General features: G+C 62.1%; 16 protein-coding genes. 7 read left to right on the forward strand and 9 right to left on the reverse strand.

What is annotated here, in order from left to right; genetic code table 11:
* Positions 1–28: 28 nt before the first annotated feature.
* Positions 29–1171 (forward strand): acyl-CoA dehydrogenase family protein, encoded by a 1143-nt coding sequence (locus ASU23_RS21905; RefSeq protein ID WP_007735194.1) that lies wholly within the window; start codon positions 29–31, stop codon positions 1169–1171.
* A 92-nt stretch (positions 1172–1263) separates the two neighbouring features.
* Here the strand turns inward: ASU23_RS21905 and lexA are convergent, their stop codons facing one another.
* Positions 1264–1992 (reverse strand): transcriptional repressor LexA, encoded by a 729-nt coding sequence (lexA, locus tag ASU23_RS21910; RefSeq protein WP_007735195.1) that lies wholly within the window; start codon positions 1990–1992, stop codon positions 1264–1266.
* A gap of 282 nt (positions 1993–2274) precedes the next feature.
* Between lexA and ASU23_RS21915 the strand changes: the two genes are divergently transcribed.
* Together ASU23_RS21915 and nrdR are read left to right on the forward strand one after the other, a co-directional pair.
* On the forward strand, positions 2275–2988 hold the full coding sequence (locus tag ASU23_RS21915) for a LysM peptidoglycan-binding domain-containing protein (protein WP_058038704.1): 714 nt from the start codon (positions 2275–2277) through the stop codon (positions 2986–2988).
* Positions 2989–3182: 194 nt separating this feature from the next.
* Positions 3183–3680: a transcriptional regulator NrdR gene (gene nrdR, locus ASU23_RS21920; protein ID WP_030535543.1), complete on the forward strand. Its 498-nt coding sequence runs from the start codon at positions 3183–3185 to the stop codon at positions 3678–3680.
* 286 nt (positions 3681–3966) lie between these two features.
* On the opposite strand, the gene hrpA is transcribed toward nrdR, so the two are convergent.
* The gene (hrpA, locus tag ASU23_RS21925) at positions 3967–7872 is read right to left on the reverse strand and encodes an ATP-dependent RNA helicase HrpA (protein ID WP_058038705.1); all 3906 of its coding nucleotides are present in this window, start codon (positions 7870–7872) and stop codon (positions 3967–3969) included.
* A 101-nt stretch (positions 7873–7973) separates the two neighbouring features.
* Between hrpA and ASU23_RS21930 the strand changes: the two genes are divergently transcribed.
* A complete protein-coding gene (locus tag ASU23_RS21930) occupies positions 7974–8603 on the forward strand; it encodes a Pr6Pr family membrane protein (protein ID WP_003942129.1) in 630 nt (209 codons plus the stop codon).
* Here the strand turns inward: ASU23_RS21930 and ASU23_RS21935 are convergent.
* Complete coding sequence (locus ASU23_RS21935; protein ID WP_003942194.1) at positions 8574–8891, reverse strand: DUF2322 family protein; 318 nt, start codon at positions 8889–8891, stop codon at positions 8574–8576. The genes ASU23_RS21930 and ASU23_RS21935 overlap by 30 nt on opposite strands.
* Positions 8892–9023: 132 nt before the next feature.
* On the opposite strand from ASU23_RS21935, the gene ASU23_RS21940 reads away from it, so the two are divergent.
* The gene (locus tag ASU23_RS21940) at positions 9024–10247 is read left to right on the forward strand and encodes an aspartate aminotransferase family protein (protein ID WP_172827079.1); all 1224 of its coding nucleotides are present in this window, start codon (positions 9024–9026) and stop codon (positions 10245–10247) included.
* A 2-nt stretch (positions 10248–10249) separates the two neighbouring features.
* Here the strand turns inward: ASU23_RS21940 and ASU23_RS21945 are convergent, their stop codons facing one another.
* Positions 10250–10516 carry a hypothetical protein gene (locus tag ASU23_RS21945; protein WP_007732799.1) on the reverse strand — a complete coding sequence of 89 codons (267 nt, stop codon included), beginning with the start codon at positions 10514–10516 and terminating at the stop codon, positions 10250–10252.
* Positions 10517–10533: 17 nt separating this feature from the next.
* Here ASU23_RS21945 and ASU23_RS21950 point away from each other — a divergent pair, with 17 nt between their 5' ends.
* Positions 10534–11232, forward strand: a complete 699-nt coding sequence (locus tag ASU23_RS21950) for a hypothetical protein (protein ID WP_030536898.1) — start codon at positions 10534–10536, stop codon at positions 11230–11232.
* On the opposite strand, the gene ASU23_RS21955 is transcribed toward ASU23_RS21950, so the two are convergent.
* The 3 genes from ASU23_RS21955 to ASU23_RS21965 form a co-directional block, all read right to left on the reverse strand.
* Positions 11218–11898, reverse strand: coding sequence for a PhzF family phenazine biosynthesis protein (locus tag ASU23_RS21955; protein WP_003942237.1), 681 nt, complete (start codon positions 11896–11898; stop codon positions 11218–11220). The genes ASU23_RS21950 and ASU23_RS21955 overlap by 15 nt on opposite strands.
* A gap of 80 nt (positions 11899–11978) precedes the next feature.
* Positions 11979–12518, reverse strand: coding sequence for a carboxymuconolactone decarboxylase family protein (locus tag ASU23_RS21960; RefSeq protein WP_003942122.1), 540 nt, complete (start codon positions 12516–12518; stop codon positions 11979–11981).
* Between the two features lie 2 nt (positions 12519–12520).
* Positions 12521–13108, reverse strand: coding sequence for a peroxiredoxin (locus ASU23_RS21965; RefSeq protein ID WP_003942119.1), 588 nt, complete (start codon positions 13106–13108; stop codon positions 12521–12523).
* A gap of 229 nt (positions 13109–13337) precedes the next feature.
* Between ASU23_RS21965 and ASU23_RS21970 the strand changes: the two genes are divergently transcribed.
* Positions 13338–14258, forward strand: a complete 921-nt coding sequence (locus ASU23_RS21970; protein ID WP_030536897.1) for a hydrogen peroxide-inducible genes activator — start codon at positions 13338–13340, stop codon at positions 14256–14258.
* A 28-nt stretch (positions 14259–14286) separates the two neighbouring features.
* On the opposite strand, the gene ASU23_RS21975 is transcribed toward ASU23_RS21970, so the two are convergent.
* Positions 14287–15687 carry an FAD-binding oxidoreductase gene (locus tag ASU23_RS21975; RefSeq protein WP_058038707.1) on the reverse strand — a complete coding sequence of 467 codons (1401 nt, stop codon included), beginning with the start codon at positions 15685–15687 and terminating at the stop codon, positions 14287–14289.
* A gap of 122 nt (positions 15688–15809) precedes the next feature.
* The gene (locus ASU23_RS21980) at positions 15810–16658 is read right to left on the reverse strand and encodes a LysR substrate-binding domain-containing protein (protein ID WP_003942255.1); all 849 of its coding nucleotides are present in this window, start codon (positions 16656–16658) and stop codon (positions 15810–15812) included.
* Between the last annotated feature and the right edge of the window lie 20 nt (positions 16659–16678).

The following is a 16678-nucleotide window of genomic DNA, read 5'->3' on the forward strand; positions in this document are numbered from 1 at the left end:
GCCGTATATCGAATTGCAAGGAGTCGGCGTGGAGCGCACCCTGTTCGAACCGGAACATGAACTCTTCCGGGAGTCTTACCAGAAGTTCTTGGCACAGCACGTGGCACCGAACCACGAGAAGTGGGAAGAGCAGAACATCGTCGATCGTGACGTCTGGGTCGAGGCCGGAAAGCAGGGATTCCTGGGAACCGCGGTACCTGAGGAATTCGGCGGCGGCGGTGTCAAGGATTTCCGCTACAACGCGATCATCACCGAGGAAACCACCAAGGGTGGCTTCAGTGGTATCGGCTTCACGCTGCACAACGACGTGGTGGCGCCGTACCTCCTGGAGTTGACCAACGAGGAGCAGAAGCAGCGTTGGCTACCCGGATTCGCGTCGGGTGAGCTGATCTCGGCGATCGCGATGACCGAACCGGGTACCGGTAGCGACCTGCAGGGCATCAAGACGAAAGCAGTTCGCGACGGGGACCACTGGGTACTCAACGGTTCGAAGACCTTCATCACCAACGGAATCAACGCCGACATCATCATCGTTGTCGCGTGCACCGACCCGGACAAGGGTGCTCAGGGCTTCAGCCTCCTCGTGGTCGAGCGGGACATGCCCGGCTTCGAGCGAGGACGCAATCTCGACAAGATCGGCATGAAGGCTCAGGACACCGCCGAACTCAGCTTCACCGACGTACGCGTTCCCGCTGCCAACCTGCTGGGCGAAGAGGGAATGGGCTTCTTCTACTTGATGAAGAACCTTCCCCAGGAACGACTCTCGATCGCCGTCGTTGCTGCCGCCGCAATGGAATCGGTTCTCGAGAGCACGATCCAGTACTGCCGTGACCGCAAGGCATTCGGCAAGTCGATCGGCAGCTTCCAGAACACCCGATTCGTACTGGCCGAATTGGCAACGGAGACCACGGCAGTGCGCATCCTGGTGGACAAGTTCATCGAGCAGCTCAATGCCGAGAAGCTGACCGTGCAGGAAGCTGCGATGGCAAAGTGGTGGACCACCGAAGCTCAGGTCAAGCTCATCGACCGCTGCCTCCAGCTGCACGGAGGCTACGGCTACATGAAGGAATACCCGGTTGCCAAGGCGTACATGGACTCTCGTGTGCAGACCATCTACGGTGGCACAACCGAGATCATGAAGGAGATCATCGGACGTTCGCTGAATCTCTGATTCGGGTGATGGACCGCTGATCGTCACGAAAAGACTCTGGGCCCCGGCTGATGCCGGGGCCCAGAGTTTTGTGATCGAGGGTGCGAGCGAACTCAGATCTTCCGCATGACCGTGACAACCTTGCCCAAGATGACGGCGTTGTTGCCGGGAATCGGCTCGAAGAGGTCGTTGTGCGGCATCAGCCACACCTCCTTCTTCGTACGCTTGAACGTCTTCACGGTGGCTTCGCCGTCGATCATGGCGGCCACGATGTCACCGTTCTCGGCGACGTTCTGCTGACGGACGACAACCCAGTCGCCATCGCAGATCGCCGCATCGATCATCGACTCACCGACAACCTTGAGCATGAAGAGCGAACCTTGGCCGACGAGCTCGCGGGGGAGTGGAAACACATCCTCCACAGCTTCCTCGGCGAGGATCGGTCCGCCGGCAGCGATGCGGCCCAGGATGGGGACGAACGCCGGCTCTGGCAGCGGGTCGGCACTGTTGTACTCGCCGGAATGCTTCGACACCGACGCGATGGCGGTATCGGCCGCAACCTCGTCGAGACCCCGAACATCGACTGCACGAGGGCGATTGGGATCGCGTCGAAGGAAGCCCTTGCGCTCCAACGTTCGCAGTTGATGCGCGACCGACGACGTGGAGGTAAGCCCCACCGCATCCCCGATTTCGCGAATGCTCGGCGGATACCCGCGCTCCGTCACCGAATCGCGGATCACTTCGAGAACGCGCCGCTGACGCTCGGTGAGCGTCTCGCTCGACGGAGACGGAACTGCAGAAGCTCCTGCCTCCGCGGCTGTGCTGGAGCGATCGTCCTTCATGGCCTGTTGCCTCCGTGTCTGAAGAAGTCGTGTCTGAAGAAGTCGTGTCTGAACAAGTCGTGTTTGAAAACTGCCTGCAAAAGTGCCTGGTGCAAGTCGCGCAGAAACCTGTCGGTGCCTCCTGCCAACATTCGAGCTGTCGACAAACACGGAGGCTTTCGCAATTCCCGCTGTGTGGTCTGACACGAATCTAGCCGGATTTGCTCGCGGTTTCAAACATCTGTTCGATTCGTGTCGCTCCAAGTAGAGACATTGTCGGCCAGGCGTGGTAGAAATTCGAACATGCGTTCCATCGAACGCATGATCGAACACATCGATCGGTGTCGACCAGCGGAGGTCACGATGGGTAACGCAGCACTGAAAAGCAACAGGGTTTTCGACGACGCGATTGGTTTCGACGCGTTTGGTTTCGACGGTACGTCGGCACTGAAGTACCACCCCTCGTTCTATGGGCCCGATGCAGACGCTGTGTCCTTCGAACGGCGCGGAGCGCCCGAAATGCATGGCGTGGCCAGGGATGTCGACAACGAACCGCAGGCGGCCGTCGTTCGCCGGGTTCCGGCGGTGGGCGCGGTTTCAGGTTCGCGTTCATTGCGCGAATCTCCTCGCCGGTGGGACAGCGAGCACGATTCGTCACGCCCGTACGGAGGAAGTTTCGCGCACCGAAACAGGGTCGGTGTGTCACGGGTCGAACATGAAGTGGCCGCCGAGGATGTCAGTTGGAAGACGGTTTTCCTGGGCGCCGTATTCACCGCATTCGCAGTGTTGGCGTTGGTGGGGATCGGCGCTTTGTCGAGTGGTGACGTAGCTGCGACAAACGGCGCGACCGAAGTGGTTCGCGTTGCCGCGGGTGAATCCCTCAGTGATATTGCTGCCAAGGTTGCACCTGGCCAGGCTGTCGGTTCGGTGATCGAGCAGATCATGGATCTCAATGCGATGTCGAGTTCCGGACTGTCAGTGGGACAAACGCTGATCGTGCCGGCCTCGGGGCGCTGACCTACCCCGTACCAGGCGGGGGCGTACCGAGCGTGAGAGTAGTCCGTCCACAGCGAGTAAGCTGTCCACTTGACAGTCCCACCACCTCGGGTGGTCGCGTTGAGTACGTGGATCTGCTCTGTAAATCGTCGGAGGATTTGCAGTCGGTAGCGAATCTGAGTTGCGGCCATTTCGGCGACAACGAAGGAACCCCGATGCATTGCCCGTTCTGCCGGCACCCTGATTCCCGAGTGGTCGATTCGCGCGAGGCCGACGAGGGCCAGGCGATCAGGCGGCGCCGTTCGTGCCCCGAGTGTGGCCGCCGATTCACCACGGTCGAGACGGCAGTTCTCTCGGTCGTGAAGCGCAGCGGCGTCACGGAGCCTTTCAGCCGAGAAAAGGTTGTCAAAGGTGTGCGTCGCGCATGCCAGGGCCGCCAAGTGGACAACGATTCGCTGAATTTGCTCGCCCAGCAGGTCGAAGATGCCGTTCGAGCTTCGGGTTCTGCCGAAATTCCCAGTAACGAGGTAGGGCTCGCGATCCTCGATCCGCTTCGAAATCTCGACGAAGTCGCCTACCTGCGATTCGCATCGGTGTACAAGTCCTTCAGCTCGGCTGCGGATTTCGAACGTGAGATCACCGACATGCGCGAGCATGCAGAGACCCGTGCCGCCGAGAAGGCTCCCGGCGCCGAGACCGTTTCCGTCGACTGAGGCCTTCGCCTCAGATAACGCTGAGAGCACAGAGCGGTCTTAGGTAACGCTGAGAACACAAAGCGAACAATCTAACAAATCGGGCACGTTATTCGCTTAGTGTCTACCAGGTACGTTCGTCCGCATCTCGGATCTTCACGGAGGCGTTATGAACTTAGTTGCAGTTCTCGGAGTCGTGAACAGCCTGGTAACCCTCGGGTTCGCCAACACTGTTGCCACCTTTGGCGGTTTCCTCACCAACGTCAACATTCAGACAATCTACTGATCGCGCAATTCTCGCCGAACATCAACGCTTGATCGCTTCGATAGCTTTCAGGACTCGCTTTTCGGAAATCGGTGTGGGTGTACCGAGGGACTGCGCAAACAGGCTCACGCGCAGTTCCTCGATCATCCAACTGATCGCGTCGACATCTCGAGCAGTGCGACGCTCTTCGGGAAGCGAACTCAACAACCGGTCGTACGCTGCGTACACCCGGTCGAGGACATCCATAGCCTGCTGATCTCGTTGTGCACTTGCGGGCAGAGCTTCGAGACGGAATTTTGCTGCGGCAAGATACCGCGGTAAATCGCGTAGGCGGGCCGATCCCAGTTCGGCGACAAATCCCGGAAACAGCAGTGAGGTCAACTGTTCTCGGACGTCGTCGGCTGCCTCGCCGCGCGAGCGGTCCAGCACGACGCTCAGTCGGTGTGCTTGTTCGAGGATCGGAACAATCATGCGCAGGATCGCGGAAACGCGTCCGGCCAGTTCGGAGCGTGCGATCTTCACCAGGGCATCGAACGCTTCAGGCGTGCGTACCGGTCCACCGTGGGCCGCAATCACTTCGTTGGCAGCTGCCACCCGGCAATCTTCGACGAGGGCCTCCAAGCCGCCGTCCGGATTCTGGCCGAGAGCCAGACGCTGAGTGTTCGACAAGCCGGCGGTCACTGCCTTGAGTTGGGTGGGAACGGCCGCGAGGAGAAGCGCCCGCGTACCTTCCCTCATCGCCTGCGCCTGCGCGGCCGGCGTACTCAGGACACGAACGGCAACTCCGCCGTTCTCCGGCACCAGAGCTGGGTAGCCGGTCACCTGCTGTCCGCCGATGGAGCGAGTGATGGTCTGTTCCAATGCGCCCAGCGTTTCGGATGTCCAGACGGTTGCCGCTGCCCGTTCGGTTCCGGTTGCCGCCTTGGCCACTTCCTTCTGCACGCGCGGGGCGAGCGTGCGTCGTAGCTGCGCCAGATCCTTACCCTTCGCGAGCACCTTGCCCGATTCGTCCTCGACGACAAATGTCATCCGAAGATGGTCGGGCAGCGCGGCGGGATCGAAGTCCTTGGCGTCGATCTGGATCCCGCCCAAGTGCGAGAGTTCGCGGGCCATCGCGGTCATCAACGGCTCGGATCGAGGTTTGACTGCTGCCAATGCTGCGGCGGCAAAATCCGGAGCCGGAACGACAGCGCGTCGAATGTTCTTGGGCAACGTCTTGATCAGAGCGGTAACGAGATCGACGCGCATACCGGGGACCAACCAGTCGAAGCCGACCGGCTGAAGTTGCGCGAGCAGGCCGACCGGGATGTGCGCGCTGACGCCGTCATCGTCCTTTCCCGGCTCGAATTGGTAAGTGAGTGGAAACTGCATGTCGCCTTGGCGCCAGGCGTCCGGGTACTCGCCGCCCAGTACTGCAGCTGCGTCGGAGTTGACCACCGTTTCCGGTGTGAAAGTCAGCAGACTCGGATTCTTGCGCCGCTCGGTCTTCCACCACTGGTCGAAATGCTTGGCGGATACGGCTTCCTGGCCGATACGTTCGTCGTAGAACTCGTAGAGAGTTTCGTCGTCGACGAGGATGTCGCGTCGGCGCGCGCGGTTCTCGAGTTCTTCGACGTTGTCGAGGAGTGCACGGTTTTCGTGGAAGAACTTGTGGTTCGTCTGCCATTCGCCCTGCACGAGCGCATGGCGGATGAAGAGATCGCGAGAGGCCTCGGGATCGATTCGTGAGTACGTCACTGCGCGGCCGGTTACCAGAGGAACTCCGTAGAGAGTGACCCGCTCGTATGCCATCGCCGAGCCGCGCTTGGAGGACCAGTGCGGTTCGGAATAGGTCCGTTTCACCAGGTGCGGGGCGAGCTTTTCAGCCCACTCGGGTTCGATACGCGCGGACATGCGCGCCCACAGCCTCGACGTTTCCACGAGTTCGGCGGCCATGACCCAGCGTGGTGGCTTCTTGAACAGTCCCGATCCGGGGAAGATCGCGAAGTGGCTGCCTCTGGCGCCGAGGTAGTCCCGCTTCTCGCCCTCGCGTAGCCCGATATGCGAGAGCAACCCGGCAAGGAGCGACTGATGGATCGCGTTCTCGCTTGCCGGTGTCTCTCCCACTGTCCAGCCGAGACCGCGGGTGATCTGCCGGAGTTGCCCGTGCAGATCCTGCCATTCGCGGATGCGGAGCCAGTGCAGGAACTCGTTCCGGCACATCTTGCGAAACTGGTTGGAGGACAGATCGTTACGTTGTTCGCGTAAGTAGTCCCACAGTTTCAGGTAGGCCAGGAAGTCGGAGTTCTCGACGTTGAAGCGGGCGTGCTTTTCGTCGGCGGCTTGCTGGAACTCGGCGGGCCGCTCGCGAACGTCCTGGATGGACAACGCCGCGACGATGACAAGGGTTTCGTGAAGGCAACCGTTGTTCTTGGCTTCCACCAGCATCCGTGCCATCCGCGGATCCACCGGAATCTGGGCCAGCTCGCGGCCGACCGGCGTCAGTTCGGGGTGGCTGGCCTCGGAACCTCGCGCGATGGCGCCGAGTTCCTCGAGGAGTCCGATTCCGTCCTTCACGGCGCGCTGGTCCGGCGGTTCGACGAAGGGGAATGCCGCGATGTCGCCCAGGCCGAGGGCCGTCATCTGCAAGATCACGGATGCGAGGTTGGTTCGCAGGATCTCCGGTTCGGTGAATGCCGGCCGTGACTCGAAGTCCTCCTCGGAATACAGGCGGATGCAGATTCCTTCGGCGACGCGGCCGCAACGCCCGGAACGCTGACGAGCTGACGCCTGCGAAATGGGCTCGATCGGCAACCGCTGAACCTTGGTGCGCACCGAATATCGCGAAATGCGCGCGGTTCCCGGATCGACGACGTACCGAATGCCGGGAACGGTCAGCGAGGTCTCGGCCACGTTGGTGGCAAGGACGACGCGTCGGCCGGTGTGCGGCGAGAACACTTTGTGTTGCTCGGCAGCAGACAGCCGCGCGTACAGCGGGACGATTTCGGTGTTGCGAAGACGCCGATCGCGTAAAGCATCTGCGGTGTCGCGAATCTCGCGTTCGCCGGAGAGGAAGACCAAGATGTCGCCTTCGCCCTCCGCGCTCAGCTCGTCGACCGCCTCGCAGACCGCGTCGACGGGATCGCGGTCGAAGGTGATGTCGCCGGATTCGACGGTCAGTGGCCGGTAACGCATTTCGACAGGGAATGTTCGCCCGGATACCTCGACGATCGGCGCGGGCTTACCGTCGACAGCGAAGTGCTTGGCGAAGCGCTCGGGATCGATGGTCGCCGACGTGATGATGACCTTGAGATCGGGTCGGCGGGGGAGCAGCTGAGCCAGGTAACCGAGGATGAAGTCGATGTTGAGGCTGCGTTCGTGCGCTTCGTCGATGATCAGCGTGTCGTAGCGTCGGAGCATACGGTCGCGCTGAATTTCGGCCAGGAGAATGCCGTCGGTCATGAGCTTGACGTAGGTGCGGTCCGAGACCTGGTCGGTGAACCGCACGGTGTATCCGACGGCGTCGCCGAGTTCGGTGTCGAGTTCTTCGGCGATACGTTCGGCAACGGTGCGTGCTGCCAACCGGCGCGGCTGTGTGTGTCCGATCAGACCGCGGACGCCACGTCCGAGTTCGAGACAGATCTTCGGGATCTGGGTTGTCTTACCCGAGCCGGTCTCGCCGGCGACGATGACAACCTGATTTTCCGAGATCGCGGTCGCGATGTCGTCCTTGCGCTGACTGACGGGCAGAGCTTCCGGATACGAGACTGCGGGAACATTGGCGGAGCGTGCGGCCAACCGCGTGCGGGCCGTTTCGATTTCCTCGGCCAGCGCCACCAAAGCGTCTGGTGTGCGGGCACGGTCGAGTTTGCGACGGAGTCGACTCTCGTCGCGGAGTGAGACCTGCGCCAGCGCGCTCTTCAGGTCACTCCGCTTGGGGGAGAGCGGGGCCGGTGGTGTTGTAGACATGCTGATGACAGCCTATCGAACGCGTTCACAACTACCGCTCGCAGATCGTGCTGATGTGCAAATATCGACCAGTGACGACAAATACCGCAAATGAGTCATCGGTGCCTGTCTTGTCGACGCCGATCGCCGTGCGAGCCCTGAGACTGTTGTTTGCTGTGTTCGGACTTGCCGCTTTGCTGTGGATCCCGATCCGTGACGCGGCTGAGCTGTCTCTGTCGAACTATCTGAGCTACTTCACCATCGAGAGCAACATTCTTGCGGTGATCGTGTTGCTGGTCGGTGCAATTCGAGATCCACAATCGCAGGCGTGGCAGTCGATCCGCGGGGCGGTGACGCTGTACATGGTGATCACCGGGATCATCTACGCCGTGCTCCTGGCCGATATCGACGTCAATTTGAACGATGCCTGGATCAACTCGGCACTGCATCGGATTCTTCCCCTGGTCATGCTTCTCGACTGGGTGTTCTTCGCTTCGAGGCACAGGATCTCCGAAGCCCGCTCACTGCAGTGGCTGCTGTTTCCGGTGATCTACGCGGTGTACACGTTGATTCGAGGGCCGATCGTCGACTGGTATCCGTATCCGTTCATGGATCCTCGCCACCAGGGCTATCTGGCCCTGTTCATCGGATTCGTCGTACTGGGCATCGCGATGGCCCTGATGGCGTTGGCAGTCAATGCCGTCGGACGGCTGGGAGCCGGGCTACGCGGACGGAACGCTGCGAAGTCCTAGGGGATTGCCGGAGGCGAGCACCTGCTCGAGGCGGTCCACGTTCGGATGCTTACCGGGGTTCGCCCGCGCGTCCTCGGTGTGCTCGGCGAAGATCGTCAATCCTGCCGAGGCGGCTTCGGGTGTCAGCGCGCCGTAGACCTGAGCGAGATGGTTGTACACCTTGACCGAGCCGGACTTTCCGGGCTTGTTCTCCACGGTGTCGATGACGTTTCCGTCGGCGTCGAGTACCTCGATGGCGGCCAGATGATCGATGGCGGGCAGTGCGGCGAGATTGTCGGCAAAAGTCATGGTCGACAGATTACGGGTGCGCCCGTGAAAGCCGGTGCCGGGCGAGCGCCGTCGTGCGCGGATTCCTGGTGTCGATATAGTCGCAGCACATCGTTTGCACACCAGCATCGTTTGTATTCGAAGGGGACAATGATGGCTTCGGCATTGTGGCACGGGTTCGCGGACATGGGCGCTGTGGAGAAGAACGGCGCGTTTGTCGTCTCTCGCGGTGAGGGCGCGTACATCTGGGACCGCGAGGGCACGCGGTATCTGGATGCGACGGCGGGCCTGTGGTTCACCAATGTCGGGCACGGGCGCACCGAGATCGCGGATGCGGTGGCGGCTCAGTTGTCGAAGATCGCTCATTTCTCGAATTTCGGTGATTTTGTTCCCGAGACCACGCAGGTGTTGGCGGAGCGGTTGGCGACGATCGCGCCGGTTGCCGGGAGCAAGATCTTCTTCACTTCGGGTGGTTCGGATTCGGTGGACACTGCGGCGAAGCTTGCTCGTCGGTACTGGCACGAGGTGGGGCAGCCGGAGAAGGCGATTATCGTCGGTCGTCAGAAGGCGTATCACGGAATGCACGTTGCGGGAACGGCTCTCGCTGGTATTCCGGTGAACCGTGAGGGGTACGGCGAGCTGATGGCGGATGCGGCGACCGTCGGCTGGGATGATGCGAAGAGCCTGCTCGAGTTGATCGAGAAGATCGGTGCGAACAAGATCGCGGCGTTCTTCGCGGAGCCGATCATCGGTGCGGGTGGGGTGTATCTTCCGCCGGAGGGGTACCTGGCCGAGGTGCGTGACATCTGCCGCGAGCACGACATCCTCTTTGTCGTCGACGAGGTCGTGACCGGTTTCGGCCGGATCGGTGGTGAGTGGTTCGCGTCCACTCGTTTCGATTTGCAGCCCGACATGATGACCACGGCAAAGGGTTTGACGTCGGGTTACGTGCCGATGGGTGCGGTGTTCATCGCGCCGCGGGTGGCGGAGCCGTTCTATGCCGGTTCGTGGTGGCGCCATGGGTACACCTACGGCGGTCATGCCGGTGCTGCTGCTGCGGCGATGGCGAACCTCGACATTCTCGAGCGTGAGAATCTGCTCGCGGAGTCGAAGCGTCTGGAGGCATCGTTGCATACGCATCTGCAACCGCTGGCCGAGCATCCGCGGGTGGCGGAGGTTCGCAGTGGGCTCGGTGCGGTCGCCGCGGTGCAGTTGGCTGATCCGGCGGAGGCGTTGCCGTTCGTGAAGACGCTTCGTGAGCACGGTATTTCGGGTCGCGCCGCGGGTCAGGGTGCGATGCAGATTTCGCCGACGTTTGTCATGACCGATGATCAGGTCGCGGAGATGGCAGCAGGAATCCTCGCAGCTCTCGGATGAGTTCAGTTGCGGCGCCGGAAGAGTTTCTCGATTCGGCGCCGCACAGCGTTGGGTGCAGGTTCCAGTTCCAGAACCTCTTGTTCCGACTGCTTGGCGTAGGCCTGGGTGTACCGCTCGTGCAGTACCGAGCGAATCTCGTCCGGAGAGTAGGCCCGACGCTGGCGTTCGCCGCGCGCAACGAGGACCCCGGTGGCGGCAACGCCCATCGCGCCGGCGAGGCCGACCAGTTTCCAAACGTGCGAGGCGCGCAGAGGAGTAGGAAGTTTCATCCCTCTACGCTAGAGGCATGGACCGACGATTGCTTTCGCAGGTGAGTCTCGACGAGGCCGCCGCGGCGACCCGCACGGGCGACATCTGGATCTTCCGCGGAGAGTCGACGGCGGACCGGGCCATCCAGACGCTGACCAACAGCCCGGTCAACCACGTCGGAATGTCGGTCGTGATCGACGACCTCCCGCCGCTGATGTGGCATGCGGAACTCGGTCACTCGCTGCAGGACATGTGGACCGGACGCTTCCAGCGTGGTGTCCAACTGCACGATCTGCGATCGGCCGTTCAGGTTTGGGGCGCCAAGTACGGGCAGCGTGGATGGTTGCGCCAGCTCGACCACGAGATCACCCGGGAGCAGGAAGACGCTCTGCTCGAGACGATCGCGCGGCTGGACGGTACGCCTTTCCCGTCGACGGCCAAGCTTGCTTCGCGCTGGTTCGGCGGCCGAATCCCGAAGCTGCGCAAGAAGTCCGACGTATCGGCAGTAGCCGTCGAGAGCGCCTACTGCGCCGAAGTGGTTGCCAAGACCTATGAAGCGATGGGTCTGCTCGTCGGTAATCGTCGTGTCAACTGGTTCGACCCGGGCAAGTTCTGGAGTGGAGATCAGTTGCCCCTCGCGCCGGGAGTTGCGCTCGGTGACGAGATCTCGGTATCACTGAGTGCACGTGACCTCGAGGCCGGACGCAATCCCGCCGGGTACTCACAAGGTTCGTGACGGCTCGGCGACGACGCGGCCGCCGACTTCGAGCCAACCTTCCGGAGAGAAGGTCGTGTGAAGGACCGATCCGCGTCCCTGGGTGATGAGCAATGATTTCCTCAATCGGTCCGTGATGCGCAGCGCTGCAGATCCGGTCGCCTCGTCCTCGGCGATTCCCATCACCGGTGCGAACATGCGTGCGCGGATGGCAGCTTCGAGCTTGTCCTGCCATGCCCACAGATACGAATGATCCGCCTCGTAGTCGGACGGATCTGCGTCGATGACGTCGTCCACCGTGTCCATCGGATAGATCGCGAATTCCGGTGCCCATTCGGCACGCGCGCGTACCCACGTCAAAGCGCCGGATTGGCGGACGTCGACACTGCCGGCAGGAACGTCGAGGGCGCTCACGCGACGGCCCTGTTCGCCCAGCCACCACGTGGCACCGACGGTCGGGTGTCCGGCGAAGGGGAGTTCTGCTGCCGGAGTGAAGATCTGGACCCGCGCACGCGAGGCGCCGTCATCCGGAACGTCGATGAAGATGGTCTCGCTGTAGTCGAGTTCCTTCGCGACGGCTTGTCGATCCGATTCTGCAACCGTGGACGCGTCGACGATTCCCAGCGGATTCCCGTGCTTGCCGTTCTCGTCCGTGAAGACCCGGACCACACTCACCTCGATACCCATCGGTCCACCCTAGCGCGCGAAAAGCCCTCCCCACCTTCACGGTGGGGAGGGCTCGTCGAACTGCACTCAGGTCCGAGTGATCAGACCTGTGCGGCAGAGAGGATCTCGTTGGCTTCGACAGCCTGTGCGACGCCCGCGACGATGGAACCGGCGCGGATCGCTTCGAAGATGACCTCGCGGTCGACACCTTCCTGGCGGAGGGTGTTCTCGTGAGCTTCGAGGCAGTGGTTGCAGCCGTTGATCGCGGACACTGCAAGCGACCACAATTCGAAGTCGGCCTTGTCGACGCCCGGGTTGCCGATGATGTTCATCCGCAGGCCGGCACGAAGGTCGTCGTACTTACCGTCGAGGTAGCCCTTGGTGCGGTAGAAGACGTTGTTCATGCCCATGATCGACGCTGCGCCGAGAGCGGCGTTGTATGCCTCTGCCGACAGGTTGTCGGCAGCCTCGGAAGCAATCTCCTTGAGCGTGGACGCAGACTTGGTGGCTGCGGCCGTTGCGAGGAGCGTTCCCCACAACTGCTGCTCGTTCAGGACCGTCGTGCGCGCAATGGAACTCAGGTTGAGCTTGAGGTCCTTCGCGTACTCGGGAAGCGAGTTCTTGAGGTTCTCGACGCTCATACTCAGACGCTCGCAGTCAGGAGCTCGCCGGCGTTGATGGTCGGGTCGCCCTTCTTCCAGTTGCATGCGCACAGCTCGTCGCTCTGGAGAGCGTCGAGGACGCGGAGAACCTCGTCGACGTTACGGCCGACGGAACCGGCTGTGACGGAGACGAACTGGATCTCGTTGTTGGGGTCGACGATGAACGTCGCGCGGTCTGCAACGCCGTCGGCGTTGAGGACGCCGGTGGCCTCGGCAAGCTCGCGCTTGAGGTCCGAGAGCATCGGGAAGGGGAGGGTCTTGAGCTCTTCGTGCTGTGCACGCCACTGGAAGTGCACGAACTCGTTGTCGACGGAAGCGCCGAGAACCTGAGCGTCACGGTCTGCGAACTCTTCGTTGAGCTTGCCGAATGCAGCAATCTCGGTGGGGCACACGAAGGTGAAGTCCTTGGGCCAGAAGAAGACGATGCGCCACTTGCCTGCGTAGTCGTCACTGGTGACGGTGGTGAAGTAGTCATCGGGCTGCTGGGCATCGACCTTGGACAGGTCGCCGCCGATGACAGCCGTGAGGTTGTAAGCGGGGAACTGGTCGCCGATTGTGAGCAGAGCCATGTGTCTCATTCTCCTACGTGTCTCGTGAACAGGAATTTCTTGCGCACACGATCCGGCTGTTCGGACTGTGACGGCCGAACGTGCTGGATCGAGAGGGTTTGTCACCGTCAGCGGGTCGGACGGTTTCGACTGGAGTGTCGAGGTTGTGACCGGCGCTTTTTGGTATGAGTCCATTCTGCATCAAACCGTTCAAAAGGTAAAGGTGATGGGTGGCACTACACTGATAGGCATGTCTGATCAGACTTATCAACCTTCCTTGTCACAGCTGCGTGCCTTCGTGTCAGTCGCCGAGTATCGGCATTTCGGTACTGCCGCAGCGCGTTCCGGTGTGAGCCAACCCACACTGTCGCAGGCGCTGGCAGCTCTAGAGGCGGGGCTGGGAGTCAGACTGATCGAACGCAGTACCCGGCGCGTGCTCGTGACCGCGGACGGACAGCGCTTGCTCGGTCAGGCCAAGCAAATCCTCGAGGCTGCCGACGGTTTCGTCGCGAGCGCGGCCGGCTCCGGCGACTCTCTGACCGGACCGCTACGCATCGGGTTGATCCCGACCGTTGCGCCCTACATTCTTCCGGGGTTGTTGCCGGAGCTGCGCGAGAAGCTGCCGTCGTTGGCGCCGCAAATAGTCGAGGATCAAACGGCGCGCTTGCTTGATGCCCTGCGATCGGGAGCGCTCGACGTCGCGGTGTTGGCGCTTCCTGCCGGAACACCTGGCCTGGTGGAAGTTCCTGTGTACGAAGAGGATTTTGTGATGGTCGTGCCGAACGATCATTCCTTGGCCGGACGTGTCGATCTCACAGCGGACGTGCTCGACGCGCTGCCGTTGCTCTTGCTCGACGACGGCCACTGCCTGCGCGACCAGACGTTGGATCTGTGCCGTTCGGTAGACGCCCATCCGCTTGCCGGCGACACGCGGGCTACCTCTCTCGCAACAGTCGTGCAATGTGTGGCCGGGGGACTCGGGGTGACTTTGGTCCCGGAATCGGCTGTTGCCGTGGAGGTTCGACGCGGGGACTTGTCGACGGCGCGTTTCGCTTCGCCGGCTCCAGGTCGCACGATCGGCGTCGTGTTCCGCTCGTCGAGTGGCCGAGCAGAAGGATTCCGTCAGCTGGCCGAGCTGGTCCGTTCGGTCAGCCCGACGGTTCCTCGATGACGTGACTCGTTCGACGTCGACGTGAAAGCTAGTCGAGAGAGCCTTCTTTCACGGCAATGACGGCTCCGGGATTGAGAATCCCCAGCGGGTCGAGCGCATCCTTGACCTTGCGATTGAGGGCCATGACGTCTTCCCCCAACTGTGACGGCAGCCAGTCGCGCTTGAGTCGACCCACCCCGTGTTCGCCGGTGATCGTGCCGCCGAGCGCGATGGCGAGATCCATCACCCGTCCGAATGCGATCTGTGCGCGTTCGGACATGTCCGGGTCTGCGGGGTCGAAGACGATGAGCGGGTGTGTGTTTCCGTCTCCGGCGTGCGCCACCGTGCAGATCAGGACGTCGAGGTCGTCGGCGATGGCTTCGACCCCGGTTACCAGCTGGGGGAGTGCGCGCATGGGAACGCCCACGTCTTCGAGAAGCAGACTTCCCATCGCGAGCACGGCCGGGAACACCGCTCGCCGTGCCGCCGCAAAAGCGTCACCTTCGGCCTGGTCATCGGTGGCGAATACTTCGGTGGCTCCGTTGTTTTCGCACGCCTGAACAATCGTCTCGATTTCCAGCACGCCTGCCGCGCCGGGTGCGTCGGACTGCGCGAGCAGTAGTGCGTGAGCCTTGCGGTTCAGACCCATGCGTACCGAATCCTCGACAGCATTGATACTGGCGTGATCCATGAACTCGAGCATCGCCGGACGCATGTTGCTGGTGATCGTCAAGACCGCGTCGGCAGCTTCTTGTACCGAGTCGAACGACGCGACGACGGTTGATGCGGGCGGCTGCGCGGGAATCAAACGCAACGTGATTTCCGTGATGATGCCGAGAGTGCCCTCGCTGCCCACGAACAGTTTGGTGAGTGAGAGTCCGGCGACGTCCTTGAGAAGGGGACCTCCGAGGCTGACAGCTGTACCGTCCGCCAGCACGACCCGGAGTCCGAGAACGTAGTCGGTGGTAACTCCGTACTTGACGCAGCAGAGTCCGCCGGCGTTGGTGGCTGCATTGCCGCCGATGGAACAGATCTCGAAGGACGACGGGTCAGGTGGGTACCAGAGTCCGTGCTCTGCGGCGGCTTTCTTGACCTCCGCATTCATCAAGCCGGGCTGAGTAACCGCCACACGGGCGACCGGGTCGATCGTGATCTGTCGCATTCGCTCGGTGCTGACCACGATGCAACCGTCGACGGCGCTGGATCCACCGGAAAGGCCCGAGCCGGCACCTCTGGGAACCACCGGAACGCGGTGGGCGGTTGCCCATCGCATCACGGTTTGGATGTCTTCGGTGCACGTAGCGCGAACCACGGCAGCGGGGTGGCCGGCGGTCGGATCGGCGGCCCAGTCCTGGCGGTAGCCCGCGGTCACATCCGGATCCAGCAGGACGGCTCCCTCGGGGAGTGCCGCTACCAATTCGTCGAGGGCTGAAGAACTCGCGGGAGTCATACTCTCATCATGCTCGACGGAGTTCGACGATGCGCCAATTCGCGAGACCACAGCCCGAGTCTGTCGCGCCTGATCAGTTCAGCGTTGTCCGGCAGCGATCCTCCGAGTTGCCAGTTGAAGCCCTAGCGGCCCTTCTGCTTTCCGGAGAACCGGCCACCCGAACTCTTGGTCCCACCGGACTTCCCGCTGCCTGATTTGCCGCCCGCCTTGGCCTTACCGGAACCGGCGTTGCGTCCGGATATGTTCTTCGCGGTGCCGGCGCCCTTAGCTTTCTGCCCGTTCTTGGCAGCTTCTGCGCGACGCTCGCGGGCCGCGATCTTGGCCTTGACGGAGCCCTTGATCTTCTCGGCCGGCTCGCCGTTCCGTCCGCGGGAACTCTGTGCCGTTCGGCCCCGCACGATGCCGATCAGTTCCTCGACCAGATCTGTGGTCTTGGACTCCATCCATGCCAAAGCCACAGGAGCCTCGGGCGCACCGTCCACCGGACGGAAGGTCAGGTCCTTGCGATGGTGGAACCGCGCCAGCGAATGGGGAACCACGACAACTCCGACGCCGGCGGCCACCAACTCGATGGCGTCGGCGATGGTCGCGGGTCGCTCGGCGGCGGTCTTTCCGGGACGGGTCGGCCAGTCGAGTCTGTCGTCGAGAGGATCGAGCACTATCTCGTCGGCCAGATCGTCGACGGAAATCTGATCGACAGTAGTGAATACGTGATCTTTCGGTACCACCACCACCGGGGTTTCCGCGTACAGCGAGATGGCGCTGATGCCGGTCCGGTCGATCGGCAGTCGAACCAACCCTGCATCTGCTTCACCGGCGCGAAGTGCAGCTTCGAGTTCGAGAACCGGGAACTGAACAAGTTCCAGACGCACCTCGGGGAGCCGCTCGTGCCACACCCGGACCCACTTGGTGGGCGTCACCCCCGGGGCGTACGCGAGTCGAAAAATTGCCTGACTATCCGCGTCTGTCACCAGGCAAGGCTACCGCCTTG

Origin of the sequence: Rhodococcus sp. KB6 (assembly GCF_001445685.1) — a bacterium.
GTDB classification, from domain to species: Bacteria; Actinomycetota; Actinomycetes; order Mycobacteriales; family Mycobacteriaceae; genus Rhodococcus_F; species Rhodococcus_F qingshengii.

Excerpts from the sequence above, each read along its gene's own strand:
- ASU23_RS21935 (WP_003942194.1), bottom strand. The coding sequence starts at position 8,891 with ATGACTTTTGCCGACAATCTCGCCGCACTGCCCGCCATCGATCATCTG.
- hrpA (WP_058038705.1), bottom strand. The coding sequence starts at position 7,872 with ATGTCTACAACACCACCGGCCCCGCTCTCCCCCAAGCGGAGTGACCTG.
- nrdR (WP_030535543.1), top strand. The coding sequence starts at position 3,183 with ATGCATTGCCCGTTCTGCCGGCACCCTGATTCCCGAGTGGTCGATTCG.
- ASU23_RS21965 (WP_003942119.1), bottom strand. The coding sequence starts at position 13,108 with ATGGCTCTGCTCACAATCGGCGACCAGTTCCCCGCTTACAACCTCACG.
- lexA (WP_007735195.1), bottom strand. The coding sequence starts at position 1,992 with ATGAAGGACGATCGCTCCAGCACAGCCGCGGAGGCAGGAGCTTCTGCA.
- ASU23_RS21950 (WP_030536898.1), top strand. The coding sequence starts at position 10,534 with ATGGACCGACGATTGCTTTCGCAGGTGAGTCTCGACGAGGCCGCCGCG.
- ASU23_RS21970 (WP_030536897.1), top strand. The coding sequence starts at position 13,338 with ATGTCTGATCAGACTTATCAACCTTCCTTGTCACAGCTGCGTGCCTTC.
- ASU23_RS21955 (WP_003942237.1), bottom strand. The coding sequence starts at position 11,898 with ATGGGTATCGAGGTGAGTGTGGTCCGGGTCTTCACGGACGAGAACGGC.
- ASU23_RS21940 (WP_172827079.1), top strand. The coding sequence starts at position 9,024 with ATGGCTTCGGCATTGTGGCACGGGTTCGCGGACATGGGCGCTGTGGAG.
- ASU23_RS21975 (WP_058038707.1), bottom strand. The coding sequence starts at position 15,687 with ATGACTCCCGCGAGTTCTTCAGCCCTCGACGAATTGGTAGCGGCACTC.
- ASU23_RS21945 (WP_007732799.1), bottom strand. The coding sequence starts at position 10,516 with ATGAAACTTCCTACTCCTCTGCGCGCCTCGCACGTTTGGAAACTGGTC.
- ASU23_RS21960 (WP_003942122.1), bottom strand. The coding sequence starts at position 12,518 with ATGAGCGTCGAGAACCTCAAGAACTCGCTTCCCGAGTACGCGAAGGAC.
- ASU23_RS21915 (WP_058038704.1), top strand. The coding sequence starts at position 2,275 with ATGCGTTCCATCGAACGCATGATCGAACACATCGATCGGTGTCGACCA.